General features: G+C 58.7%; 23 protein-coding genes. 14 read left to right on the top strand and 9 right to left on the bottom strand.

Features of this window, described 5'->3' with window-relative positions; all coding sequences use genetic code 11:
* Positions 1-15 precede the first annotated feature (15 nt).
* The 3 genes from B4F27_RS03490 to B4F27_RS03480 form a co-directional block, all read right to left on the bottom strand.
* A complete protein-coding gene (locus tag B4F27_RS03490; RefSeq protein ID WP_286758876.1) occupies positions 16-1,284 on the bottom strand; it encodes a multidrug effflux MFS transporter in 1,269 nt (422 codons plus the stop codon).
* On the bottom strand, positions 1,281-1,754 hold the full coding sequence (locus B4F27_RS03485) for a MarR family winged helix-turn-helix transcriptional regulator (protein WP_009824313.1): 474 nt from the start codon (positions 1,752-1,754) through the stop codon (positions 1,281-1,283). Before B4F27_RS03485 ends, B4F27_RS03490 begins: the two co-directional genes overlap by 4 nt.
* Positions 1,755-1,867: 113 nt before the next feature.
* Positions 1,868-2,884 carry an aldose epimerase family protein gene (locus B4F27_RS03480; RefSeq protein WP_286758875.1) on the bottom strand — a complete coding sequence of 339 codons (1,017 nt, stop codon included), beginning with the start codon at positions 2,882-2,884 and terminating at the stop codon, positions 1,868-1,870.
* Positions 2,885-3,050: 166 nt separating this feature from the next.
* Here B4F27_RS03480 and B4F27_RS03475 point away from each other — a divergent pair, with 166 nt between their 5' ends.
* The 8 genes from B4F27_RS03475 to B4F27_RS03440 all read left to right on the top strand — a co-directional run bounded on the left by B4F27_RS03475 (position 3,051) and on the right by B4F27_RS03440 (position 11,993).
* A complete protein-coding gene (locus B4F27_RS03475) occupies positions 3,051-4,034 on the top strand; it encodes a response regulator (RefSeq protein ID WP_037966605.1) in 984 nt (327 codons plus the stop codon).
* Positions 4,034-4,405, top strand: a complete 372-nt coding sequence (locus B4F27_RS03470; RefSeq protein ID WP_005849092.1) for an Hpt domain-containing protein — start codon at positions 4,034-4,036, stop codon at positions 4,403-4,405. Before B4F27_RS03475 ends, B4F27_RS03470 begins: the two co-directional genes overlap by 1 nt.
* A gap of 169 nt (positions 4,406-4,574) precedes the next feature.
* A complete protein-coding gene (locus tag B4F27_RS03465; protein ID WP_286758874.1) occupies positions 4,575-5,852 on the top strand; it encodes a flavin-dependent oxidoreductase in 1,278 nt (425 codons plus the stop codon).
* A gap of 204 nt (positions 5,853-6,056) precedes the next feature.
* The gene (locus B4F27_RS03460) at positions 6,057-7,316 is read left to right on the top strand and encodes an imelysin family protein (protein WP_286758873.1); all 1,260 of its coding nucleotides are present in this window, start codon (positions 6,057-6,059) and stop codon (positions 7,314-7,316) included.
* Between the two features lie 45 nt (positions 7,317-7,361).
* On the top strand, positions 7,362-8,366 hold the full coding sequence (locus B4F27_RS03455; protein WP_286758872.1) for a hypothetical protein: 1,005 nt from the start codon (positions 7,362-7,364) through the stop codon (positions 8,364-8,366).
* Positions 8,367-8,424: 58 nt separating this feature from the next.
* Entirely contained in the window at positions 8,425-9,921 is a 1,497-nt protein-coding gene (locus B4F27_RS03450; RefSeq protein WP_286758871.1) for a di-heme oxidoredictase family protein, read from the top strand.
* Position 9,922: 1 nt separating this feature from the next.
* Positions 9,923-10,939 (top strand): imelysin family protein, encoded by a 1,017-nt coding sequence (locus tag B4F27_RS03445; protein ID WP_286758870.1) that lies wholly within the window; start codon positions 9,923-9,925, stop codon positions 10,937-10,939.
* A 4-nt stretch (positions 10,940-10,943) separates the two neighbouring features.
* Positions 10,944-11,993 carry a DUF1513 domain-containing protein gene (locus B4F27_RS03440; protein ID WP_286758869.1) on the top strand — a complete coding sequence of 350 codons (1,050 nt, stop codon included), beginning with the start codon at positions 10,944-10,946 and terminating at the stop codon, positions 11,991-11,993.
* A gap of 301 nt (positions 11,994-12,294) precedes the next feature.
* On the opposite strand, the gene B4F27_RS03435 is transcribed toward B4F27_RS03440, so the two are convergent.
* Positions 12,295-13,260: a hypothetical protein gene (locus tag B4F27_RS03435; RefSeq protein WP_286758868.1), complete on the bottom strand. Its 966-nt coding sequence runs from the start codon at positions 13,258-13,260 to the stop codon at positions 12,295-12,297.
* A gap of 458 nt (positions 13,261-13,718) precedes the next feature.
* Here B4F27_RS03435 and B4F27_RS03430 point away from each other — a divergent pair, with 458 nt between their 5' ends.
* Positions 13,719-16,985: an ATP-binding protein gene (locus tag B4F27_RS03430; RefSeq protein WP_286758867.1), complete on the top strand. Its 3,267-nt coding sequence runs from the start codon at positions 13,719-13,721 to the stop codon at positions 16,983-16,985.
* Positions 16,986-16,996: 11 nt separating this feature from the next.
* Here the strand turns inward: B4F27_RS03430 and B4F27_RS03425 are convergent, their stop codons facing one another.
* The gene (locus B4F27_RS03425; RefSeq protein ID WP_286758866.1) at positions 16,997-17,425 is read right to left on the bottom strand and encodes a flagellar motor protein; all 429 of its coding nucleotides are present in this window, start codon (positions 17,423-17,425) and stop codon (positions 16,997-16,999) included.
* A gap of 3 nt (positions 17,426-17,428) precedes the next feature.
* Positions 17,429-18,298 carry a flagellar motor stator protein MotA gene (motA, locus tag B4F27_RS03420; RefSeq protein WP_005849072.1) on the bottom strand — a complete coding sequence of 290 codons (870 nt, stop codon included), beginning with the start codon at positions 18,296-18,298 and terminating at the stop codon, positions 17,429-17,431.
* A 159-nt stretch (positions 18,299-18,457) separates the two neighbouring features.
* On the opposite strand from motA, the gene B4F27_RS03415 reads away from it, so the two are divergent.
* Positions 18,458-19,009 (top strand): flagellar motor protein, encoded by a 552-nt coding sequence (locus tag B4F27_RS03415; RefSeq protein WP_286758865.1) that lies wholly within the window; start codon positions 18,458-18,460, stop codon positions 19,007-19,009.
* On the opposite strand, the gene B4F27_RS03410 is transcribed toward B4F27_RS03415, so the two are convergent.
* The 3 genes from B4F27_RS03410 to B4F27_RS03400 form a co-directional block, all read right to left on the bottom strand.
* A complete protein-coding gene (locus B4F27_RS03410) occupies positions 19,010-20,194 on the bottom strand; it encodes a flagellar motor protein MotB (RefSeq protein WP_037942066.1) in 1,185 nt (394 codons plus the stop codon).
* A 138-nt stretch (positions 20,195-20,332) separates the two neighbouring features.
* A complete protein-coding gene (locus B4F27_RS03405; protein ID WP_286758864.1) occupies positions 20,333-20,908 on the bottom strand; it encodes a MucR family transcriptional regulator in 576 nt (191 codons plus the stop codon).
* Positions 20,909-20,989: 81 nt separating this feature from the next.
* Entirely contained in the window at positions 20,990-21,232 is a 243-nt protein-coding gene (locus B4F27_RS03400) for a hypothetical protein (protein WP_074636846.1), read from the bottom strand.
* A 297-nt stretch (positions 21,233-21,529) separates the two neighbouring features.
* Here B4F27_RS03400 and B4F27_RS03395 point away from each other — a divergent pair, with 297 nt between their 5' ends.
* From B4F27_RS03395 to B4F27_RS03380, 4 genes are all read left to right on the top strand, one after another.
* Positions 21,530-22,210 carry a winged helix-turn-helix domain-containing protein gene (locus B4F27_RS03395; protein ID WP_286758863.1) on the top strand — a complete coding sequence of 227 codons (681 nt, stop codon included), beginning with the start codon at positions 21,530-21,532 and terminating at the stop codon, positions 22,208-22,210.
* A gap of 352 nt (positions 22,211-22,562) precedes the next feature.
* Entirely contained in the window at positions 22,563-23,018 is a 456-nt protein-coding gene (locus B4F27_RS03390) for a hypothetical protein (RefSeq protein WP_286758862.1), read from the top strand.
* Between the two features lie 163 nt (positions 23,019-23,181).
* Positions 23,182-23,583, top strand: a complete 402-nt coding sequence (gene flaF / locus B4F27_RS03385; RefSeq protein ID WP_286758861.1) for a flagellar biosynthesis regulator FlaF — start codon at positions 23,182-23,184, stop codon at positions 23,581-23,583.
* Positions 23,584-23,588: 5 nt separating this feature from the next.
* Positions 23,589-24,008: a flagellar biosynthesis repressor FlbT gene (locus B4F27_RS03380; RefSeq protein WP_286758860.1), complete on the top strand. Its 420-nt coding sequence runs from the start codon at positions 23,589-23,591 to the stop codon at positions 24,006-24,008.

Raw genomic sequence — 24,008 nt, 5'->3', positions numbered from 1 at the left:
GGCGGACAAATTGCCCTATTTTTCCGGTGCCGACACGGGCGAAGGCGCCGTCACCTTGGGCCCGCAGGTGGCACGGGTTTCTGCCGGTGCAGCGGCTGCGGGCCGAGGCTGGATCTTGCGATAAACCAGAAACGACACGCAAGCTACCGCGCCCATCATCGGGATCAAGGTCGCCATAGCCAAAAGCGCATTGCCCATCAAGGCACCAAGCGACCCGACCAGCAAACCGGACCCCATCTGGATAAAGCCCAGCATCGACGCCGCCGCCCCCGCAGCCCGCCCAAAGGGGGCAAGTGCCGCGGTGGACATGGCAGGCATCACAAAGGCAATCCCGAAAGAATAGGTCGCGACCGGCACCATCACATGCAGAAAGCTCGGCGGCCAAAGCAGCAGGGTTAACGTCCCCAGACTGCCCAAGGCCACGAACACCAGCCCCGGCCCGACCAGCCGGTCTGCCGAAAACCGGCCCATCAGCTGGCGCACCAACAAGGACGCGGTAAAGAAGCTGCCCGATTGCGCCAACATCGACGCCCCGAATTGCGCAGGCGTCAGCCCGACCTCGTCCATCAAAATAAACGGCAGGAACGTCGCCTGCGCATAGAGCGCCCCAAGTGCACCGCCCATCACCAAAGCGGCGGATAGGAACTGCGGATTGCTGAGCAAAGCCTTGTAGGTCCGGCCAAGCGCCTTGAAATTCAGGCGCGAGGGGTCTGCGGTCACGGTTTCTTTCATGGAAAAAAGCGCGACCCAGATCACGAGGAAACCGATCACGGTCATCAGCAAGAAAATCGACTGCCAACCAAACACCGGCAGCATCAGCCCCCCGATGGTCGGGGCCAGCGCCGGACCAAGGGCTAGAATAATCCCGATCAGGTTCATGATCCGCGACGACCGGTCATCGGTGAACAAATCCCGCACCAATGCCCGCGAGATCGCGATCCCCGCGGAGGCCCCGATGCCTTGCAGGAAACGCGCGCCCATCAGAACCTCTACCGTGGGCGACAGGGTCGCAGCGACACTGGCCACACAATAAAGCGCCATAAAGGCAATCGTGATCGGCCGCCGTCCAAGTGCATCCGACAGCGGCCCCGCGATCAGCTGCGCACAGGCGAAGCCCCCGAAATAAAGCGTCAGCGTCAGCTTGATTGCGGATTCCGTGGTGTCAAAGACGCGCACCAGCTCTGTCATCGCGGGCGTATACAAGGCCATCGACACAGGTCCGATGGCCACCAAAAGCGCGCCGATCAGACTGACCCGCCGTTCTGACATAATGGGCGTTGTCATTCGGCGGCCTCGGATTTGCACGTCGCCCCGCGGGACGCCGACAGGTTCTGTCGCAGGGTCAGGGCCGTGGCGCGGAAGGTCTGCCACTGCTCTGGCGTCAATCCTTCCGAAATGATCGTCTCTACCCGTGCACCGGCCTGTGCGATCTGCGACAGGATGTCATTGGCTCGCGGGGTCAGGGACGCGATCTTGGCGCGGCGGTCATTCGGGTCTGCGGTACGGGCAATCAGCTCTGCCGCTTCCAGACGGTCCAGAAACCCCGTGAGGCTCATCGGCGTCATGCCAAGACTTTCAGCCAGCCGATGCTGGCGCGTCGCCCCGCAGCGCGCCATATGCGCCAGCACCCGTGCCTCTGCCGCCGTCACAGGAAGCTCGGCGGCTTCGATCTCGCGCTCGAACACGCCACGGCTGAGCCTGCCGATGTCGCTGATAAGGAAACCAAAGCTGTCAGGGTTGATCTTGGTACGCATGTCTTGTCCGCTTTTAATATGTTTACCTTATTATATAGCGCACTGATACATCTTGGACCAAGTGTCAATTCGACCCTGCCCCAAAAAAACGTGAGGTTACCACGGTAAAGCTGTCAAATGCGGCGCAGCTCGAACCGGGATCGGTAGCGCACGGGCTTTTCCGGCAGCAGCAAACAATCGGGATACTCGGGGTGGTGCGGGGTATCGGGCCAGAACTGCGGCTCGATCGCGAGCCCTGCGTGTGGCCCATAGCTGCCCCCGTCGACGCCCAGATCCGCACCTGTATCAATATGCGCGCCGTTATAGAGCTGCACCCCAGGTTGATCTGTCAACACATCCAACTGTAGACGTTGAGTGCTTAACCGGCACGCAAGCACCATCTGGTCCCCGCCTTGGGAAAGGCAAAAGTTGTGATCCAGCACCGGCCCGATGGCGCGCGCATTGCGATAGTCGAAATCGCTGCCCGCTACCGCGACGGGCGCGCCTAACGGGAGTTGAGCGTCATCCACAGGAAGGTAGCTGGTCGCGGGCACCATCAGGCGGTGATCCGACAGATCCGCCGATCCTGATAGGTTCCAATAGCCATGAAAGGCGGGATTGAAATAGGTCGGTTGATCCCCCGCGCCCGTCATATCAATCTCTAGATGTCCCGCATTATCAATCGTGTATGTAACTGACGCGTTAATATTTCCGGGAATCCCGCCCAACCCGTCGGGGTGGTGCAGCTCAATCCGGCAGCGCGTGGGGGTGACATTGGTAAAGCGCCAGTTCCGGCCGGAATACCCCGCGACGCCGCTGTGCAGCGTGGTCCGCCCTGCTTCGTTTTGATCAAGCTGATGCCGGATGCCCCCAATCTCCATCTCTGCGCCCGCGATGCGATTGGCGACCGGGCCGACCACCGCGCCAAAGTACTGCATGTTGCCAAGGTAGGCAGCCACGTCGCGCCCGCCCAGTAGCAGCGAATGCGATTCCCCCATGACGCGAAGCTCTTGAATCGTTGCCCCCCAAGACAAAACGGAAATCGACGTACCGCCGTTGCTGATCTGATGCCGGACGATCTTTTCACCCTCTGGCGTTGTGCCGAAAATCGTTGAATCGGCTTTATTTTTCTTGCTCTGCGCCGGCGTCATCGAATGGTCCCTTTCGTCTATTCAACTGCTCAAACGAACATCTAATTAGCCTAAATGCCTAAGTATTTAACCGAGATCGCCCCAATTATGACAAGTTTCGCCATCAGATAGAAAGCAACAGAAACAGCCATACCGAGCTGTTACGGACAAGTAGTAAGGCAAACAAATGAAAATTCTTGCGGTAGATGACGACCCAATCATCCTAGAGCTTTTGTCGCATTTCATTGAAGGCATGACAGACCATACACTGGTCACTGCCGAATGCGCTGCCGATGCACTTGAGGCGATCAAGGACAACGCCCGCGCCCCGTTCGACAGCTTCCTTCTGGATATTCAGATGCCGGTCACCGACGGTATCCAGCTGGCCAGCCAGATCCGTGCGATGAAGCAATATATGGATGCGCCGATCCTGATGCTGACCGCGATGTCCGAAAAATCCTATATCGACGCCGCCTTCTCTGCCGGTGCGACCGACTATGTGACCAAGCCGTTCGAAATGACCGAGCTTAAGGCGCGGCTGTCGCTGGTTGAACGCGCGGTTGAAGGGTTGGCGACCCGCACGAGCAAAGTGTTCGCGGCCAAGGCGGTTACCCATCACGACGGTCGGCCCGAACGCGCCGTGCAATTGCACGAGCCGATGGCGATCCATGATGTGAACAACCTGATCGAGTTCATGGCGCTTGAGAACTATGTGCAGCAATTGTCGCGCAGCGACCTGTTCGGGTCGATCTGTTTTGCCTTCAACATCCGTGATGTCGAAATCTTCCATGAAAACATGTCGAACTTCGAATTCTGCAGCATGCTCAGCGATGTCGGAGAGATCATTTCGGATACGCTGGAAGGCTGCCAGTTCCTCATGTCTTACGCAGGCGGCGGCACGTTTGTGTGCATCACAGAAAGCGGCTGGCGCCCTGATCCCAAGCTTTTGGCAAATAATATCAACATTTCGCTGGCAAAAACCGAATTGTTCGATAACCGTGGTCAACACATCAACCCACGTATTTGCGCCGGCAAGGCGGTGCGGTTGATGTGGAAGACAAATTCCTCGGTCATGGATGCGCTGTCAGAGGCGCATGCCTCTGCCGAAGAAGCGACAGCCAACTACCAGAAGGTCCAGAACGACTTCTGGAATGTGGGGAGAACAGCGTGATGCACAAGAAGCTGGAGTTACCGGGGATCGAGCGTATTCGCGCGCGGTTCCTCGATATGCTAGAGCAGCGCCAGCGTGCGCTGGCCGAGCACGCGCTTGCCGCCTGGGAAGGCAGCACGCTGCAAGAGATCAACGATAACCTCGCTGAAGCCCGTACCATTCTGCACCAGATCGCAGGCACGGCCGGTTCTTTGGGGTTCGACGATCTGGGTACCGTGGCGCGCGACAACGAGCTTGCGATTGACGCGCATCTGGATGGCCCCAAGGGCAAGATCGCCAACTGCCCGACCGAGATTATCTTTGGTCTGGACGACTTCCTGAAATCCTCCGAAGCGTTGATTGCCGAACAATCCGCGTTGGAATCCGCCTAAACGGTCCTTTGCGCTTCCGGCCCCCACGAGCCATCTGCCGTTGCAGCGCCTCGCGCTCCGGCGATCCGGGATGTGCCCCGCTTTCCCAGACATCCCATTGATTTCCGCACCACGATATAGGACGTTCGTCGCACAACGAAATGCCCCTAGTCGAAAGCGGAACTGCACCATGACCCAACCCCATATCCTGATCGCAGGCGGCGGTATCGGCGGCCTAGCACTGGCGCTTTCGCTGCACCAGCTTGGCCTGCGCTGCACCGTTTATGAACAGGTGCGCAGCTTGAAACCGCTGGGTGTGGGGATCAACATCCAGCCTAATGCCGTGCGCGAGCTCTTTGATCTGGGGTTGACCCAAGCGCAGCTTGACGAAATCGGCGTGCCCGCAAAGGAATGGGCGCTGGTCGGGCAGAAGGGGCAAGAGATTTACGCAGAGCCGCGCGGCACCGACGCAGGCTATCGCTGGCCGCAATATGCCGCGCATCGGGGCCAGCTGCATATGCTGCTGTATCAAACGCTGGTGGATCGCGCTGGTGCCGAGGCCGTGCAGCTTGGTGCCAAGATCACCGGATACACCCACGGGCCAGCGGGTGGCGTGACCGCGCATGTCGCCCGTACCGACGGGTCACAGACACGCGCCGAGGGCACCCTGCTGATCGGTGCCGACGGGATACATTCCGCCGTGCGTGCGCAGATGCATCCCGATCAGCCGCCGATCCACTGGGGTGGTGCTTTGATGTGGCGCGGCACCTCGCGGGCAAAACCGGTGCGCACGGGGTCTTCGTTTGTCGGGCTTGGTGATCACCGTCAGCGCATGGTGATCTATCCCATTTCAGCCCCCGATGCCGACGGCTATGCCACCATCAACTGGATCGCCGAGGTTACGCTGGACGAGACCGAAGACCGCAAAAGCGGTTGGTACCGTCCGGCGGAGCTGTCAGATTTCGCGCATCACTTTGACGGTTGGACTTACGATTGGCTGGATGTCCCCTCCCTGCTGCGCGGCGCGACAGAGATTTACGAGAACCCGATGATCGACCGTGACCCGATCCCCACGTGGGTCGACGGCCCTGTTGCCCTGATCGGCGACGCGGCCCATGCGATGTATCCCACAGGATCGAACGGCGCGAGCCAGGCGATCATGGACGCCCGCCATCTGTGCGCGCGCTTCCTGCAAGACGGGGTAACCCCCGCGGCGCTGCGCAGTTTTGACGACGCTTATTGCGGACCGATATCAGAGCTGATCCTGCGCAATCGCGGGGCTGGTCCTTTCGGGTTGCTGAACATGGTCAACGACCGCTGTGGCGGTGCCTTCGACCAGATCGATGACGTGATCCCTCCTCAGGAACGGGCCGAGTATATGGCGCAGTACAAGACCGCAGCAGGATTTGCCGTTGATCGGTTGAATGCCTCTGACCCCACTTTGCCGCAAGGCGCACGCCTTACATAGTAAGCCCCTAGGATCACCGCGTATTTTTTGGGCGATGCCAAAAACGTGAGCGGCAAAAAAGTTATCTTACTAAAATTGTCGGGTTGACCTTCCCCGCGATACTGTTCAGGTATTGCGCATGATTTCCATGCCTCCGGCGCGGCCCGTCGATCCGCAATTGTCGACAGCATCCGCAGGCGCGATCCGTCAAAAGGAACTGAACGTATGACCCGCAGCTTGATGACCTCTGTGCTTGCATTGACCTTGGCCTCCCCCGCTTTGGCGGTAGAGAAGTCCGAGGTGATCGACACATACGCCGACATCGCCGAAGCCGCCTACGGCGACAGCCTGATCACAGCCCAAGCGCTGGTCGACGCTGTGGATGCCCTGATCGCAGAGCCCTCCGCCGACACGATGCAAGCCGCCCGCACCGCGTGGCTGGCAGCGCGCGTCCCCTACCAGCAGACCGAAGCCTACCGTTTCGGCAACCCCATCGTTGACGACTGGGAAGGCAAGCTGAACGCCTGGCCGCTGGACGAAGGTCTGATCGACTATGTTGACGCCTCCTATGGCGGGGCCACCGATGAAAACGCCGCCGCGGCGCTGAACGTTATCGCGAACCCGACCTTCACACTGTCAGGCACCGACGTTGACGCCAGCACGATCACTCCGGATTTCCTTGCCGAAACCTTGCACGAAGCCGACGGGAACGAAGCCAACGTCGCCTCGGGCTACCACGCGGTTGAATTCCTGCTTTGGGGGCAGGATCTGAACGGGACCGACCACGGTGCCGGTGCGCGTGACTGGACAGATTACGCCGCAGGCGAGAACTGCACCAACGACAACTGCGATCGCCGCGGTCAGTACCTTAAGGCGGCTGCCGACCTGATCGTGACCGATCTGGAATATATGGTCGCACAATGGGCCGAAGGCGGTGCCGCGCGCACCAACCTGACCGACAACGAAGACGGCGCGATCTCGGCGATGCTGACCGGCATGGGGTCGCTGTCTTATGGTGAACTCGCGGGCGAACGCATGCGCCTTGGTCTGATGCTGAACGACCCCGAAGAAGAGCATGACTGCTTCTCGGACAACACACACAACAGCCACTATTACGACGGTCTGGGCATCCAGAACGTGTACCTCGGTGCCTATGCGCGTACCGACGGCACGCTGGTCTCCGGCCCGTCGCTGTCCGATCTGGTCGCTGCCGAAAACGCCGATCTGGATGCGGAAATGCAGCTGAACCTGTCGACCACCATGCGCAAGCTTGGCCAGATGAAGACTGCCGCCGAAGCAGGCATGTCCTATGACCAGATGATGGCGCGCGACAACAAAGGCGGCGAAGCCTTGGTGATGGGCGGCGTGAACGCCCTGATCGCACAGACCAAAACCATCGAACGCGTTGTCGCCACCTTGGGTGTGGATGACGTGGCGATCGAAGGCTCCGACAGCCTCGATAGCCCCGGTGCCGTTTTTGAATAATACCCCGTTTTCATGAGTTCCTCCTCCCACTGAAAGTAAACAAGAATGAAGAAACTAGCTCTCGCCGGTTGCGCTTTGGCGCTGACCGGTGCCACTCCCCTTTTGGCCCAAGAACAGGCATTTGTCTGGGGCGGTGAGTTTGAAATCGGCGTCGACAGCACCGTCGACTCCGATGATCCCGCAGGCGAGTTGACCGATAACTACGCCAGCCTGTCGCTCGCATTCGAAGCCGGTGTTGCGACCAGCATCACGCTGTTTGGTGAAGTGACCCTGGAAAGCGTCACAGACCCGGCCGAAACCCGTCAGTTCGACGATCTGGGTCTTTACGTAAATGAACTTGGCCTGCGCTTTGATCTGGCAGCAGGCGAGCTGAGCGTCGGTAAAGTAAGCCCGACCTTCGCTGTTGCATGGGACGCAGCCCCCGGCTTTTACGGCACATCGCTGGCCGAAGACTATGAGTTGTCCGAAGTGATCGGTGCGACATTCGACATGCCTGTCGCCGCCTCAGGCGGGGTTCTGTCCTTTGCGCTGTTCTATGCGGATGACACGGCGTTCAGCGACTCGCTGGGGACAAAACGCGGCCGCAACACCACCGCGGACGGCGGCGCGGGGAACACCGGCAAGCTGAACAACGTGGCGCTACAGTACACGCAAGAAGTTGGCGACACGACCTATTGGGTTGGCGGGCGTTTCCTGACCGCGGGTGACAGCGATGTATCCGACGAAAAAGGGGCCGTCATCGGGATGGCGCATGACTTTGGCAACGGTTTCGACCTGATCGCCGAAGTGGCCTATTTCGACGGGTTCGCAGGCACGGGCGAGGATTCCACCTATGCGACGTTGGGCGGTTCTTACGTTCAGGGGCCGTGGGCCTACTCTGCCAGCTACACCGGCATCGACAACACCGCGAATGGTTACGACGATTTGATCACCGTGGGTGTAGACTACACCTTCGAGAATGATATGTCGCTGGGTGGTGGCGTCGGCTTCTACGATGTAGACGGCAACGACTTTACCGCTGTCGGGGCATCGCTGGTGATCCCCTTCTAATATCGAAATAGGGCAGAATATGCATTTCCTCCGGTCTTTTATCCCTCGGGCCCTGGTGATGTCCCTGCCCCTATTGAGCGGTCCGGTCTACGCCGGGCCGCTTGATGAACCCCATCTGGATATCATCCCGCGTACCGCCGATGAAACGGCCCGTATCGCCGATGTGACCGCCCCACCCGACAGTTTTGACACCCCCAGCCCGTTCGAGGTGAACAGCGGCGGCGCGGCCACCGTACGCCCGCGCATGAACGCCGATGCGTTCTCGCAGGCCTCGGGCAATATGTCGTTCGAGGACGAGCTGACCTTCAAGCTGGGCAATGGGCTGTTTCGCAAGCTGTGGGTGTCGTCGCCTTCGTCGACGCTGGCCTCTGACGGGTTGGGGCCATTGTTCAACGCGCGGTCGTGCCAAAGCTGCCACATCAAGGACGGGCGCGGCCACCCGCCCGAGGGCCCCGACGACAGCGCGATTTCCATGTTCCTGCGCGTGTCTATTCCGGGCAATGAAGACGCCGGCAATATCAAAGAGATCGAAGGGTATCTGGCCACGCTCGCCGAACCCACCTACGGCACGCAAATGCAGGATTTCGCCGTCTCGGGGCATCGTGCCGAGTACCGCTTGCAGATCGATTATACCGAAGTCCCCGTGACCCTGTCGGGCGGGCAGGTCGTGTCCTTGCGGCAACCGACATACACCGCGGCTGATCTTGGCTATGGTCCGCTGCACCCCGACGCGATGCTGTCGCCCCGTGTGACGCCGCAGATGATCGGGCTTGGGCTTCTCGAAGCGATCCCTGCCGCGGATATTCTGGCGCTGGCAGACCCTAATGACGCGGATAGTGACGGTATTTCGGGCCGCGCCAATATCGTCTGGTCGCAGGAATACAACATGCCGATGCTGGGCCGTTTCGGGCTCAAGGCCGGGATGCCCACGATCCGCGAACAATCCGCGGGGGCCTTTGCGGGCGATATCGGCATCTCTAACCCGATCTTCGGCGATCCGTTTGGCGATTGTTCGATCATTCAGGATGCCTGCGTAAACGCGCCTCATGGGGCCGGTGACGTGCGCGGGTTCGAGATTGACGCCGAAGGGCTGGATCTGGTCACCTTCTACAGCCGCAACCTTGCCGTGCCCGCCCGGCGAGACGCGGACACACCCGAGGTGCTGCGCGGCAAACAGGTGTTCCATGAAACGGGCTGCGCCGACTGCCACCAGCCCAGCTTTGTCACCCATCGTCTGAAGGACCAGCCAGAGCAAAGCTTTCAGCTGATCTGGCCCTATACCGATATGCTGCTGCATGACATGGGCGAAGGTTTGGCCGATCACCGGCCCGAGGCCCGCGCCACGGGCACCGAATGGCGCACTGCGCCGCTGTGGGGGATTGGGATGACCGAAACCGTATCGGGACACACGCAATTCCTGCACGACGGGCGCGCGCGGTCACTGCTGGAAGCCGTGCTTTGGCATGGCGGAGAGGCCGAGCCCGCCAAGAACCGCGTCATTGACATGCCACCCGCAGACCGTGATGCTTTGATCCACTATCTGGAAAGTTTATAACATGAAAAAACTGGTCCTCGCCCTTGGTCTTTTATGCGCACCATTGGGTGCTGCGGCCGAGGTGACCCCTGCCATATTGCGCGATGTGGTCGATCATCACATCCTGCCCCGCTATACCACACTGGCAGAGCGTACGGACGCACTGGCCGCCGTGGCCCAGCAGAATTGCGCCCCCGATGACGCCGCGTTGCGCGATGCCTACCACGATGCCTTTGATGCGTGGATCGCGGTGAGCCATCTGCGTTTTGGCCCGTCCGAGACCGACAACCGCGCCTTTGCGCTGGCCTTCTGGCCCGACAGCCGTGGGGCCACACCCAAAACGCTCGCGGGGCTGATCACGGATGCCGATCCCGTGGGCCGTGACCCGCAGGCCTATGCCGATGTCTCCATCGCGGGGCGCGGTTTTTATGCGCTCGAATTCCTGCTGTATGACGATCAGATCAGCACGATGGGCGATGCCGGCTATCGCTGCGCTTTGGTGCAGACGGTAACTGCCGATATCGCCACGCAGTCCCAAGCCATTCTGGACGGCTGGACCTCTGGCTATGCCGAAGCCGTTGCCACCCCCGCCGAAGGAGGCCCCTACCGCAGCACCGAGGAAGCGGCGCAAGAGCTTTTCAAGGCGCTGAACCTCGGGTTGGAGTTTACCGCCGACACCCGCATCGGACGCCCCATGGGCAGCTTTGACCGCCCGCGCCCCAATCGGGCAGAGACGCGACGATCGGGGCGGTCTTTGCGCAATGTCGTGGTCGCGCTCACCTCTCTGCAGGATCTGGCGGAGCGGTTGGCGGCGGATGACGTGGCCGTGGTGGCCGCCTTTGACGACCGGTTTGACGAGGCGCTGGCAATCGCTGCCGACCTGGACGACCCTGTGTTCGCTGGAACGGCCAAGCCGCAATCCCGTCTGCGTGTAGAGGTGTTGCAGCAGTCTGTTGCCGCGATCCGCGATGTGGCCCGCCAAGATCTGGGCCCGCATTTGGGCGTCGCTTCGGGCTTTAACGCATTAGACGGAGATTGATCCCATGACCAACCGCCGCCATTTCATTGCAGGGATGCTGGCATCAGGATTGGTGCCCGCCCCTACTTGGGCCGATGCAGGTGGGCCGGCCTATCTTGCCGCTGCCGGTCTGCGCGATGGCAGCTTTGTGCTCTGCGGCATCGACGCGGCGCTTGAGGTGGTATTCGAAATCCCCCTGCCCGGTCGCGGCCACGCGGCGGCGGCGCATCCATCCAGGCCGCAAGCTGTCGCCTTTGCACGGCGCCCCGGCAATTTCGCACTGGTGATCGACTGCATGTCGGGGCGGGTCAAGGCCACGCTGCACGCGCCCGAGGGGCGGCATTTCTACGGGCACGGGGCTTTTTCCGCCGACGGGAGCCTGCTTTACACGACCGAAAATGACTATGCCAACGGCATCGGGCGCATTGGTGTCTGGGACGTGGCGCTTGGCTATGTACGCGTCGATGAATTTGCCAGCGGCGGAGTCGGCCCCCATGACATAAAACGTCTGCCCGGTGGCGACACGCTGGTCGTGGCGAACGGCGGGATTGATACGCATCCCGATTCAGGGCGCGCCAAGTTGAATATCCCCACCATGCGGCCCAACCTCACCTACATCAACGACCGTCGTATTCTAGAGCAGATAGAACTGCCCCATGACATGCACCGCAACTCGATCCGGCATCTGGCCGTAGGGTCCGACGGGCGTGTCGCTTTCGGGATGCAATGGCAAGGCGACGGCGATGCCCCCGCGCTTGTCGGGCTGCATCAGCAAGGAGAGACACCGCTCTTGCTGGACGGTGCCGAAGATATGCACGGGTACATCGGCAGTATTGCCCTGTCGGACGACGGGTCCGAGATTGCCGTAACCTCGCCCCGTGCCGGTTTGGTGCAGGTATTTGACGCGGCAACCGCGTCAAATACCCGTAGTATCGCGCTTACCGATGTCTGCGGTGTTGCAGCGGCACCGGGTGATTTTATCGTGACCAGCGGTACCGGTATCGTTCAGCGCCTCTCTGGCAGGTTGAGCCCTGAGAAACCACTGATGTGGGACAATCACCTCGTCCGGCTTTAGGCCCTGGTGGGGCGGTTTGATGTCGCCGGCTTACATCTTCGAAAACGCAAAAAGCCCCCGTGGCCGGCACCTTGGCCGGTCCACAGGGCAAAGTAGTAAGGGCCGGAGCAGGCCCGAAAATCGATTAAGCTGATGAACTCTGCCCCGCGGAAATTCGCGCGTTGAGGGTTCACGAAAAAGGGAAAGCGCCGCATTCGATGCCCGTCTGCTGTTAAATCCTTTCAAATCATATCGGGTCGAACACGGTGCTTTCTCGGGCCCTGGCAGCGGCGAGGCATGCCGCCTTGACAGGGCAAACCAGTTAACTTTGACGCATACCTCCTTTCGTTGCCGGGCTTTTGCCCCACAAAAGGGCATCTATTGTTGTGGCTCCCATGTGGTCTGCCATCGCGCCGACCACCGTCTCGTTCACGCCGCTCAGGAAGTTCACAAGTTCCGTCAGCGTCAGCTCTTCGAGCAGCAGCTTGAGCGTGCCCGCACCGACATTGTGCAGCAGCTCGTCCAGTTCTTCCGCCTCGAGCACATTCAACAGACGCGTCGCGGCAGGGGTGTCGAGGTTTGCAAGCAATACCGCAGCGCTGCCGACGCCAAAGGCGCGGTCGAATTCATCGGTGCCAAGGGCGGTCACAAAGGCGTCGATCTCGGCCGAGGTCGCGTTGTTCAGCGCGTCGGCCAGTTTGAAGGCTGTCTGCCCTTCGGCAGAAAAATCAAACACAGCGTCGATCAGATCTTCGGCCTGGACAGCGGCACCAACAAAGACCGCGCGGGCCCCGTTTTCCATCGTGATGATGACGTCACCGTCGCGCACATCGCGGGACCCGGTCAGGCACATGGCAGCGCGCAGATCGGCGCGGGAAGAAAACTGACCCAGGAAGGTGATCGCATCGCCGCGGGCGACGTCAAAATTATTGACGACGATATGCGTGTCGGAGGGTACCACGATAAAGTCAGGCGTGGCGATGGTCATTGTCTCCTGGGTCAGGTCGGGTTGTGCAGCCTGGGGCGTGGCCCAGACGTCCTGCACATGAGAGAAGCCAGCGTTGATCTGGATGGCCTGCGTCGGGTCCGCATCTGTCGGCATGACATAGCGGGCGCAGCGCATCCGGTCCGCCGCGAGTTTAAGCGCGGTGCTGTCGGCCGTGATGTCCAAGACGGTGTCGGACATGTTTCCCGAAACATGGATGCCAAGTACTGCACCCAAAACCGCCTCGCGCAGGGAGGAGTTGTTGGCGATCTGGGCCAGTTCTAGGAATGTTGCGTTTGCCATCGTCTTCACCTTGGATTTGTTGCAGCCTGTGTTTGGTGGCTGTTAAGATGAAATTAACGCTAAATCCCAAGGCCGTCGCGGGCCTAGGCGGGTAGTCCAAAACAGCTTGTGGCTATGGCGCTATCCCAAAGGATAGATACCTGCTGCTGCACTGGCACTATTCACCCTGCCCTGCAGGCAGAAACGGAGTTTACCATTGCCAAAAAAGCCCGCCCCGCCTAGCCTTTTCGCAACTGCAAAAAGCGCCCGATCAACGAGGCGCAGCAAAAAACGCAGTTAGAGCAGTAGTGAAAGGACAGCACCAGACGACATCCAAGTTGCCATGCTCCGCAGCATATGCCGCGGGGGCGCAATGGAATCGATCGCTTTGGATGCTTTTACAAGTGGTTTGACGTTGTGATGTTTGATAGCAGGAGGCGGGCTTTGACTATGCTTTCCGGTCTCCGCAAAGCGACGAGATGAACCAGAAAGAGAATATGGCGGGCGCTAAAATCGTGAAACAGGCATGGGGCAAGCTGCGTCAAACGCTTTTGGGTGCCGCTATCGCCCTGATCGGTGCATTGCAACCGGCGGCTGGTCAGCAGGCCGACACGATGGATGCGCCCCGTGACATCACCATCGGTATTCTCGCGTCCGAAGGGATCACCCGCGCGCTGGACAGCTGGTTGCCAATGGCCGCCGCGCTGAACACCGCCGCACAGGGCGCAGAACTGAACTACCGTTTCAAGATCGCGCCTTACACCGACGCCACAATGATCAATAAAATCTCGCAAGGCGCGCTGGATTTCTTCCTTGTCGATCCCGCGGCCTTTGTCGTGGCAGAGGTCGAAAGCAACGCCCGCCCGCTGCTCTCTGTCGCCCAGATGTGGGAGGGACAGGTCTATGATAAAACCAGCGTCGTCGTCTTCACCACCGCTAACAGCGATATTCGCGCCATCCCGGATATCGCGGGTCGCAGCATCATGGGGGTGTCGGCCGATGAAATGACCGGCTGGAAGCTCGCGCTGCAAGAGTTTCGCAAGTACCGGCTGGATATCGACGATATCGCGTCCCGCGCGCTGTTCTCGGGCGGGAACCAACGCGAGGTCGTCTATGCCGTGCAAGCCGGTCTGGTGGATGTCGGCGTCGTGCGCGCCGGTGTGCTCGAAGCGCTGGCCCGCGACGGCGTGATCGATATGAACGATTTCCGCCCCGTGTCCCCTGTCGATCATCCAGGCTATCCGTTCTGGGCCAGTACCATGTTGTATCCCGATTGGGTGCTGGGGACGATCCCCGGTGTGCCGCAGGCGGCGTTAACCATTCTTGTCGACACCCTGCTGGGTCAGGATACCGGCAGCCCAGAGGCGATTGCCGCCGGTGGCACCGTCTGGCTGCCCCCGCAAAATTATCAATCGGTGCACGAGCTGCTGATCTCTTTGCGCGCACGCCCCTACGAGAATTACCTGCAGCGTTCCGCCTTGCGCATTGCATCAACCTACAAGTGGCTGGTGTTGGGCACGCTGCTGCTGATCGTGTTTTCGCTGTTGTTCCTGATTTTCCAACTGCGCGAAAACGCGCGACAGGCCCATGCCCGCAAGGATGTGCTGAAGTCGGAAGTTCGGTCCAAGCAATTTTATCGCAACGCGGTAGAGGCCCATACCGTGTTCTGCATGCTGAACCAGAACGGCGCGATCACCCATGTGAACGACCAGTTTGTCCAGGCCAGCGGCCGGTCCCGCGAGGCGCTGATCAGCACGCCGTTGGTTGATGTCATGGATGCCGGCAATCGCGGTGTGCTGACGGGCGATGTCTTGCCCGCCATGATGTCGGGCACCCCGTGGAAAGGCACCATCGTTCTGCATAAAACCGACGGCAAGGCGGTCTGGCTGCAATGTAGCTTTATTCCGATCACCGACGGCGAAAAACAGCTGCGCGAGATCGCGATTGTCGCTTCGGATATGACCAAGACCCGCGAAGGCGTGTCAGAGGCGCGGTTCAACAACACATTGGAACTGTTGCAGGACCATGTTGTTGTCTTCCAGCCGCAAACCTATGCGGTGATGTATGCCAATGCATCGGTCGCACGACACCTGATGCGACATGATGAAAGCGACGACTGGCGCGGCAAGAGCCTGTCCGACCTGATTGGCAAACGGGATTATGACAGTCTGCGCGAACGCTGCGCCGGCCTTATCAAAGGGCCAGAGCGGCGCGTCACCTGGGAGGTCGAGGCGAAATCAGGCATCACCTACGACATCAGCCTTGAATATGTCTGCCCCGCCCAGGACGAACCGCGGTTCATCGCGATTTACCGCGATGTGTCGCAGCGCAAGGTGGCCGAAAAAGCAAAGACCGAATTCCTGTCCACCGTCAGCCATGAATTGCGCACGCCGCTAACCTCTATCAAAGGGGCCTTGGGGCTTGTGCTGTCAGGTGCCACGGGGCAGTTGCCTGACAAGATGAAGGGGCTCATCACCATCGCCGCCTCAAGCTGTGACCGGCTGATCCTGCTGATCAACAGTATTCTGGATATGGAGAAAATCGAAACCGGCACGCTTGATTTCCGGATGAAGACGCTGAACCTGTCCGAGACGCTGAATACGGCGCTGGTGCCGAACCAGCTTTATGCCGAACGCGCAGGCGTATCACTGCGCCGTGTCGATACGCCCGATGACGATGTATTGCTTACCTATGGCGACTCCAAACGCTTGGTGCAGGTGCTGGATAACCTCTTGTCCAACGCGGTGAAGTTTTCGGAACACGGCGGGGAGATCCTGATCGCCCTGCACGCGGTCGGGGATCAGCTGCGCATTTCGATCCGCGACTTCGGCACCGGCATTCAGGCTGCCGCGCAGGCGTCGGTGTTTGAAAAATTCACCCAAGGCGACAGTTCTGACAGCCGGTCCAAGGGGGGCACGGGGCTGGGGTTGACCATCGCCAAAGTCATCATCGATCACCATCAGGGGCAGATTACATTCTTCAGCCGCGAAGACGTGGGGACAGAAATTATCATCTCCCTCCCCCGTCTCGCGCAGGAGGACGCGCCAGCACCCGATACGCCCGTGCAAGTCGCCCCGCCAACGGCCTTTTCTGCCGCATTGGAGCAACAGGCCCGCAAGACGCCGTCTGTCATCAAAAAGACCGCCGCGGAACATCTGGTGCAACAGATCACGCGTGCGGGATACGGGCCGGAGTTCGAGCTTGGCAAAGCCGACGTCGGACGTCTGGCCGCAGGTGTCGAAATCGTCGGCGCGCCGTTGCTGAATAAATGGATCACCCAGAACGAACGCGACACGCTTTCGCAGTTGATCGGCGCGGGCGCGATTGCGGATGCGGCGGTCTGTGTGATCGAAGCTGCCTCGGACACGGATCACAGCGCGGCGGGCAGCGCATCCACCGCTGTGGCTCAGCTGCGGGCATGGTTCGCCACCTGTGCCGAACCCATCGGCAATCCCGCACAACCGCTGACCATCGCGGCGGTCGATCACCCGGATGTTGCCAGCTGGCTTGAAACCGAAAGTATCGTGACCTTTGACGATACTGTGGATCTCGCAAAATCAGTCGCGACATCTCAGGCGGATGTCGTGCTGACCTTTGCCATCAACGACGGGTCGGCCAGCGTCATGGCGGTGCCAACCTCGCAAGGTTTGATGCCCTCAGGCTGGCCGGTCTGCGTGCTTGTCATCCGGAATGTAGAGAACAAGAATTCGCTGGGTGTGGTATCAAAATTCAGCAGTGGGCGCTAAGGCAAAGAGCGTTACCGACGCTGCAATGCAAACAGCGCGCGGGACGCATCGTCTAGTGCGGCCTGTTCTGCCCTGTCGGCATCGGCTTTCGCCTCGGTTTGCGCTTTCGACAGCACAGTTTGCGTGGTCTTAAGCGCGCGGAACTGCGCAAAAAGCGCATCCTCTAGCGTGTCGATCTGCCCTGACAGCGCATCCCCCTCCGCCGCCAAGCCACGTTGTTGCCGGTCAACCGAGGATAGGTAGGCGGGCAAATAGGCTTGGGTTTCCAAGGTGCTGCCCGTATGTTCAGCAATCGCCCGCTGGGTCAGCGCCGCACTTTGTTCCGTCAGCGATGTTTGCTGTGCCCGCAGACCCGAAAGCTGTGCCCCGATCGCATCCAGCTCGTGTTGCCGGATGGTGTTGATCAGCTTAAGCGCAGCGATCTGACGGCGTCCGGCCATGGGTTATGCGGCCTCTGGCATCTGTTTGCGGGCCTCTTCCATCTCGTAAAAGCTGGGCTGCAGGCTGGTCGGAATGTTACCGCGCCCGATCTCGGTGCAGATCGCGGGCGAATGGCCATGCAGGATCGCGATAAAGATGTCGCGGATCACGGCGTAATAAATGCCGTCTTGCTCTTCGATGGCTTGCAGACGGTTGGCGACCGGAGAGACGAAAAGATAGGCAAGGAAAACCCCAAGGAATGTCCCGACCAACGCGCCGCCGATCATCGCCCCCAGAACCGCAGGCGGCTTGTCGATCGACGACATCGTCTTGATCACACCCAAAACCGCCGCAACAATCCCGATGGCGGGTAGCGCGTCGGAGACAGTGGTCAGCCCGTGGGGGGCCACCAAAGCTTCGTGGTGGTGCTTTTTCAGCTTGCGGTTAATGACATCTTCCGCCTGATACGGGTCATCGAACTGCATCGCCAGCATACGGAAACTATCGGTGATCAGATCAATGGCAAAGTGGTCTTTCTGCAACTTGGGATACTGCGAAAAGATCGAACTTTCTTGCGGGTTTTCAATATGTTCATCCAGCGCGAGCATGCCATTTTGCTGGTACTTGCGGGCCAACGTATACATGAGATTCAGCAGGTCCACATAGTCGCCCGAATTCCACTTGGGGCCCTTGAATGCCTTGACCAGCGCGCGCCCTGCCCCCGCGATATTGGCAAAGGAGTTCGCCGCAATAAACGAGCCAAGCGCGGCACCGCCGATCATCATACCTTCGAACGGTAGCGCGTGGGTGATGATGCCCATGTCGCCGCCAGAGAGCATATACCCCCCAAAGACCATGCCCATCACGACCACGAAGCCCAGAATAATCGTCATTTGTTTTCCACTTGCAAGTTTCCAAGCACTTTAGGCATTTTCATTGAAATCTCAAGAACAGTTCATCTTCTTCCAAGTTTAAAAATTTCTCGTTCAAGACCAATTGCTATCTTTCCATGGTGTGACTAAGGTAAACCTCAGAATAAGCTGGAGAGTGCCGTGATCTCGGATGTTGAAACCACAATGATTGTCCTGATTGATGCGGACGATGTGAAATTCGCATTCTCGGGCTGGCCGGATCACATTTGCCTCGCGGCGTGCCTGTCCAGCTTTGGGACCTGCAGCATGATCGTGTTTCGCCGCGATGAACGCCACTTGATGCCGGATCGTTTGGTCAAGCTGCTGAAGCTGCGCCGCGAAAACACCTGCTTTGTCCCCGAGGTCGACGGCTTCAAGACCAAGCAATTCCTATATTCCGACGAACGCCGCTTGATGGCGCTGGTCGCATCGGACCCGGTGGTGCTGGAAGAAGCGGTCGATTACGCCGTGAACTACAACTACGCGCTGGAAGAAGGGCTGGACCCTGCCAAGATGCTCGGCCTCGATATCCCGACTTCCGACCCCGTGGTCGCTGCACCGCGCGGCACGATGGTGAATGAAGAAGCAAACCCCATACTGCCAGAGTTCCTGCGCCGCTCGGTCGAACGATCCCGCCGGCCGATCTTTGCCAGCCGACGGGTCCCCACCTTGGGCGAATTGATCAGAGCCTGATCACCGCAGCGCGTTGCGCAGGTTCAAGAATACATCATCCTTCAAAGGTGCCGCCACAGGCTCGACGTTCTGTGCGACCCGTTGCACCTCGCCGCTGTTTTGTGGTGCTACGGGCGCAGGGATCGACGCCTTATATAGCTTCTCGCCGGTCTCGGCTGGCGGTGTCGCCGCATCAATCTGCGTCGGGGCTACGTCATCGCCGGCATAGTCCTCGACCTTCTGATATTGAACCGACACCGTGATCCGACGGTTAGACGCGTCGGTCGGATTTTCGGGCACCAGCGGCGCGGTATCGGCAAGGCCCGACACGCGGATGATACGATCACGTGCGACGCCCGAGGCTTCGAAAACACGGCGCGTGGCGTTGGCACGGTCCGAGGACAGATCCCAGTTGTCGTATTTCTGGCTATTGGCAAAGCGGACAGCATCGGTGTGCCCTGACAGCGTGATTTTATTCGGCAGGCGCGCCAAAGACTTACCCAAATTCGCGAGCAGCTGATCTGTAGCACCCTGCATTTCGGCGCGGCCACTATAGAACATCGGTTGCCCTTCCTGATCGATGATCTGGATCTGCAAGCCTTCGGGTGTTTGCTGGAAAATCAGGTTTTTCTTCAGCGGATCAAGGTCGGGATTCTCCTGCATCGCCTGCAAGATATCCTGCTCCAGCTTTTTGAACTTTTCATTGTCCAATGCGTGCACATTATCAATGGTCGCATCGCCAGCCGATTTTGACCCGTCGGATGCGGTTTGCGACGCGCTGGCAACATTGGCCGCGGCGGGGTTTTCATGGGCACCGTCTTCGGAGCCGATCTGCGTCTCATCTGGCACCGACGTCGCGGTTTCGTCGCGGATTTCCCACTTGGCCGAGGCCGGATCGTCGATTTTCCCAAGCTCGCTGCCACGGGCCACAATTGCCCCATTCGAGGCGGTCAATGTACCGGGTGGCCCCAAGGTCGCGCCGTCCAACACACCACTGCCGCCGGGCAGGGTCGCATTGGTAAAGTATTCGGCAATCCCGCGTAGCTTTTGCTCGTCCGCGCTCGAGAGAATCCACATCAGCAGAAAGAACGCCATCATCGCGGTCATGAAATCAGCATAGGCGACCTTCCAGCCGCCACCGTGATGTCCACCGCCTTCGATAACTTCTACTTTTTTAAATACGCGCGGCTGTGTCGTCGCTGCCATATGTCCTGCCTCTATTCTCGCGACCACGGGGGCCGGTTCGGCAGACGTGCTTCTGCACCGACTGCCTCAGAGACATGTATCGAGGGGGATTAGGTGCTCCGCAGGACAAAACGGTGGCAAAGGAAAGGCATTTGAACTTTACAGCTGCGACCCAAGATTTGCCTGCACCGCCTCGTCGCGGGCATAGCGACCAAGGCCGGCTTTCTTTGCATAATCCGCTTTGCGCAAAGAATAGTTCGGTGCGACGAGGGGATGATCGTCATCAAGATTGAACTTGATCCGGTATTCGCTCTCGCTCAACCCGTGCTCTGCGCGCAGGTGACGCTTGAGCATGGTAAAGGATCGGCCGCAGCACAGGCAGGTGACGGAATCATCGGTAAAAGACTCGGCAACCGGCACCGCGGGAATGGCGGTTTCAGTCGTAAACTGCGCTGCTACCTTGCTGATTTCAGCCTTGGCGGCTGCGGGCTGGAGCCCGGCGAGTGCGGCGGGAAGCGCCTGCGACAACGCCAGAATGTCTTGCACGGTTGCGGATTCACGGCCAGCGAATGCGGTAATCACGCGAATTGCGGCCTCGGAAACGGGGGGATCTGTAAACTCTGTCACTTTCGTATGCGCCTTTACTACGTCGGTGCGGGATGAAGCCTCGTGAACAAATCTTGGAAACTCTACTAGAATACCAAGATTGTCCGCCAACCTCACAAAAATTGTCAATGTCTCTTAAGTATAGGTTGGCCCGCCGCAAGGAATGGCGAAAGGACAACAGCTTATGAACTCAAGATAAACTGCGGTGGATTAATTCAACCGGTGGCGGGCGGGATGCAAGCTCGGCAGGTCAGATGTGGCAAAACCTTGCCGTTTCTGACCACTCTCAGCGACTGCGGACAGAACACCCGACTTGGCCACAATTTCTGCCGCGTGAAGGATCACCGCGCGCATGTTTTCATCCTGCACCGCCTCGTCGCGCAAATGGACCAGCCGTTTGGCCGCCGCGAGCGCACGCCGTTTTGGCGCAACAATTTCAAGTATGTCTGCCATTTTCTAGCGCCTATTCTTGAGGTTCTCTCAGACGCGTTCTGCAGTCTGCAAGGATATACATAGCGTGGAAGGTTAAAGAATAGTGAACGTATGGCTTTTTCATGACAAACAGGCCCAATTATTGCCGCATAACTCTGACTTTGATTTCGCCCACGGGTTCGTGCAACAAAGGGATAATCCAATTCATCGCTCCCTTTCCTAGTATATGGCCGTTTTCATCGTGTCCTTTCCGCGTCTCGCCGCAATGCTATCCTTTTCCGAACATCCATCGGTCAACCCATTGGGGCAGCGCGATAAATGACCAAGATCCTACTCGTCTCTACGTCACCTTCGGTGCGCAACGCCCTGAACTATTTATTTACGGTTATCCTAAAATTTGACTTTGAATGTATAGACTTTGACGCCTGCGAACATTGGCTACACAACAGCGAAAGCGTTAACGCCATTTTCGTCGATATGACCGAAGCGAACAGCAACCCGGCCCCGCTGATCAGCACGCTCACCACCCACGCGCAGCCCGGAGTCGTGCTCGCGATACAAGAGCTGAAAGGGGTATGGGGTGCCGATGCGTTTGAAGCGGGTGCGATCGATGTCCTCACATGGCCCTGCAATCTGCGCGAGCTGTCTTTACGACTGAACCGACGCCTACCAACCCCTACGCCGTCAGTTGAACAACCTCACGATGTGAGCTGGGATGTCGAAGCGTATATCGCTCTGCGCGCCGGATTAACGACGGCGGAAGCTCAGATCATGCGGGTATTATTCGCGCAGGACGGGCAAATCGTGACCCGCGATGCGCTTAGTCTCGCCGTAGAATCTCGGCCGTGGCGATATGGTGATCGGAAATTTGATGTCCATGTCGCGAAAATCCGTAAGAAATTTGCGGACACATTCGATGAACGTATTTCCGTCGAAACGGTACGGTCCAGTGGCTACATGCTGCGCACGGGCGGGCTGAATGCATTCGATCCGACGTAACGGGGCCTGTACCTGCATCGTGAGAGAATCGCACCTTTCCGCACTCACACTTACCGCACATTCTCAACACATTTATTGTAAATTCGCATACAGGTGAACATGCAGCCATATTTTGCCCCGCCCACCAATACTTGTGCTGTGGATAACATTTCGCCCCATATTTGGTTCCCAAAAATATGGGTGATCGGGGGAATTTTGCCGAAATTACCGCAAGTGTCAGCGCAAAACCGCTGCGCTGATCGTTGTTGAAATTCAAGATCCGCTTGCGAAGTTTAACAAATCCGGAATTCAAAAAACCGTGTTGGGAAGATACCTTGGGGTTGCACACGCGACACTTGGGGAAGTTTTAACTATGCGTTCTGATTTGATGGGGCACATCTGGGGCGGTCGGCTGGAATTTTGCGCCGATCCTTGCAACACGCCCTTGGGCCGCATCCTGTCGTCACTGCTGGCGTCGCCGATCACCCGTTTCACCGTCGCCGTAGAGGACGTTGATCTGACCCCCTTCGCAATCTACGCCGGAGAAGAGATCATTTCCGGCGCTTCCTTGGCCGATGTTCTAGATCAAGAGTTTGGCCTTGATCTAGAAGATGACGCCATCGTTTTGATCGAACCCTGCGCACAACCAGCCCTGGCACCTGCGTGCCCCGTTCAACTTGGCCACCACATCGGCCATATCATCGTTTCCCTCGCCCAGTCCGAGCGTGACGGCACCGCCCCTGACGGCTTGCTTTCCGCTGATAATATCGCCCACAGCTTTCACCGTGAAATGCTGCGTGCGGTCATTCCGGGCCAGCACATTCATTAACACTGCGGCCCCCCGAAAACCCCGCTACAGTGTGACATGCAAAGCATGATTTAACAACAACTGCTGAAAATTATCCTTGCTTTCAAGAAATTGAGGATTTTTTAATTCTCCCTTAACTCTGCCACCCTATAGTTGAACCGAGGCAGAATAAAAAGGCAGTGAAATGAGTGTAACCGCGTATAAGCGGACCATCTCGCACACCGAAGATCCGCGCCAGATTGAGCGTCGGATTTTGGCGAGCGTGACATCCAAACTTGAAAACAAATTCGAAGCATTTGACGGTGCGTCGGAAAAATCTCAAAAGCTTCAGATGCTTGCAGATGGCCTGCGAGACACCCTATGGGAGAACCAGCGCGTTTGGCTCACGTTCAAGGCCGATTTGGCCGAGAAGGATAACGGGCTGACGGCCGATTTGCGCGCTGCGCTGATCTCGCTTTCCCTCTGGGTGGAAAACCACACCAAAGCGGTCCTGTCCGGGTCTAAAAATGTGAAGCCTTTGATTGATATTAACCGCAGTATTATAGACGGTCTGAGCGGACGAGCTGCAAAAGTCGCGGCGGAGTAAGCTTTATGGCGCTGCGATTAACCCTGAAACCGAACGAGCGGATCCTGATAAACGGCTGTGTCGTGCGCAACACCGATCGCCGTCAGATGATTGTGATCGAGAATCAGGCTGATATCGTGCGTGAAGCCGATCTGTTAAAAGAGGATGAAGAGCGCACCCCTGTGAAAGAAGTTTATTTCTTCATCCAGACCGCCCTGCTTGAACCGTCGACCCGCACAAAACTGGTGTCGATCATTCAAAGAAAACTCGGTGCCCTTGCGCCGGTTTTCCACGACGAGATGGCCAGCCACATCTTTGATGCCGCAGCGCATGTGTCTGCCGCGGATTTTTACAAAGCGATGCGCACCCTACGCCCCCTGATCGAATACGAAGAGAAACTGTTTAAAATGATCCGGGAAAAGAACACCGCTACGGCGGCGGAATAG

The organism is Sulfitobacter sp. UBA1132, from assembly GCF_002311545.1.
GTDB classification, from domain to species: domain Bacteria; phylum Pseudomonadota; class Alphaproteobacteria; order Rhodobacterales; family Rhodobacteraceae; genus Sulfitobacter; species Sulfitobacter pontiacus.
This window is presented reverse-complemented; position numbering and strand designations above follow the sequence as displayed.

Bases quoted from the DNA above. Each gene is read 5' to 3' on its own strand.
- B4F27_RS03490 (WP_286758876.1), bottom strand. From the start codon at position 1,284: ATGACAACGCCCATTATGTCAGAACGGCGGGTCAGTCTGATCGGCGCG.
- B4F27_RS03485 (WP_009824313.1), bottom strand. From the start codon at position 1,754: ATGCGTACCAAGATCAACCCTGACAGCTTTGGTTTCCTTATCAGCGAC.
- B4F27_RS03480 (WP_286758875.1), bottom strand. From the start codon at position 2,884: ATGACGCCGGCGCAGAGCAAGAAAAATAAAGCCGATTCAACGATTTTC.
- B4F27_RS03475 (WP_037966605.1), top strand. From the start codon at position 3,051: ATGAAAATTCTTGCGGTAGATGACGACCCAATCATCCTAGAGCTTTTG.
- B4F27_RS03470 (WP_005849092.1), top strand. From the start codon at position 4,034: ATGCACAAGAAGCTGGAGTTACCGGGGATCGAGCGTATTCGCGCGCGG.
- B4F27_RS03465 (WP_286758874.1), top strand. From the start codon at position 4,575: ATGACCCAACCCCATATCCTGATCGCAGGCGGCGGTATCGGCGGCCTA.
- B4F27_RS03460 (WP_286758873.1), top strand. From the start codon at position 6,057: ATGACCCGCAGCTTGATGACCTCTGTGCTTGCATTGACCTTGGCCTCC.
- B4F27_RS03455 (WP_286758872.1), top strand. From the start codon at position 7,362: ATGAAGAAACTAGCTCTCGCCGGTTGCGCTTTGGCGCTGACCGGTGCC.
- B4F27_RS03450 (WP_286758871.1), top strand. From the start codon at position 8,425: ATGTCCCTGCCCCTATTGAGCGGTCCGGTCTACGCCGGGCCGCTTGAT.
- B4F27_RS03445 (WP_286758870.1), top strand. From the start codon at position 9,923: ATGAAAAAACTGGTCCTCGCCCTTGGTCTTTTATGCGCACCATTGGGT.
- B4F27_RS03440 (WP_286758869.1), top strand. From the start codon at position 10,944: ATGACCAACCGCCGCCATTTCATTGCAGGGATGCTGGCATCAGGATTG.
- B4F27_RS03435 (WP_286758868.1), bottom strand. From the start codon at position 13,260: ATGGCAAACGCAACATTCCTAGAACTGGCCCAGATCGCCAACAACTCC.
- B4F27_RS03430 (WP_286758867.1), top strand. From the start codon at position 13,719: ATGAACCAGAAAGAGAATATGGCGGGCGCTAAAATCGTGAAACAGGCA.
- B4F27_RS03425 (WP_286758866.1), bottom strand. From the start codon at position 17,425: ATGGCCGGACGCCGTCAGATCGCTGCGCTTAAGCTGATCAACACCATC.
- motA (WP_005849072.1), bottom strand. From the start codon at position 18,298: ATGACGATTATTCTGGGCTTCGTGGTCGTGATGGGCATGGTCTTTGGG.
- B4F27_RS03410 (WP_037942066.1), bottom strand. From the start codon at position 20,194: ATGGCAGCGACGACACAGCCGCGCGTATTTAAAAAAGTAGAAGTTATC.
- B4F27_RS03400 (WP_074636846.1), bottom strand. From the start codon at position 21,232: ATGGCAGACATACTTGAAATTGTTGCGCCAAAACGGCGTGCGCTCGCG.
- B4F27_RS03395 (WP_286758863.1), top strand. From the start codon at position 21,530: ATGACCAAGATCCTACTCGTCTCTACGTCACCTTCGGTGCGCAACGCC.
- B4F27_RS03390 (WP_286758862.1), top strand. From the start codon at position 22,563: ATGCGTTCTGATTTGATGGGGCACATCTGGGGCGGTCGGCTGGAATTT.
- flaF (WP_286758861.1), top strand. From the start codon at position 23,182: ATGAGTGTAACCGCGTATAAGCGGACCATCTCGCACACCGAAGATCCG.
- B4F27_RS03380 (WP_286758860.1), top strand. From the start codon at position 23,589: ATGGCGCTGCGATTAACCCTGAAACCGAACGAGCGGATCCTGATAAAC.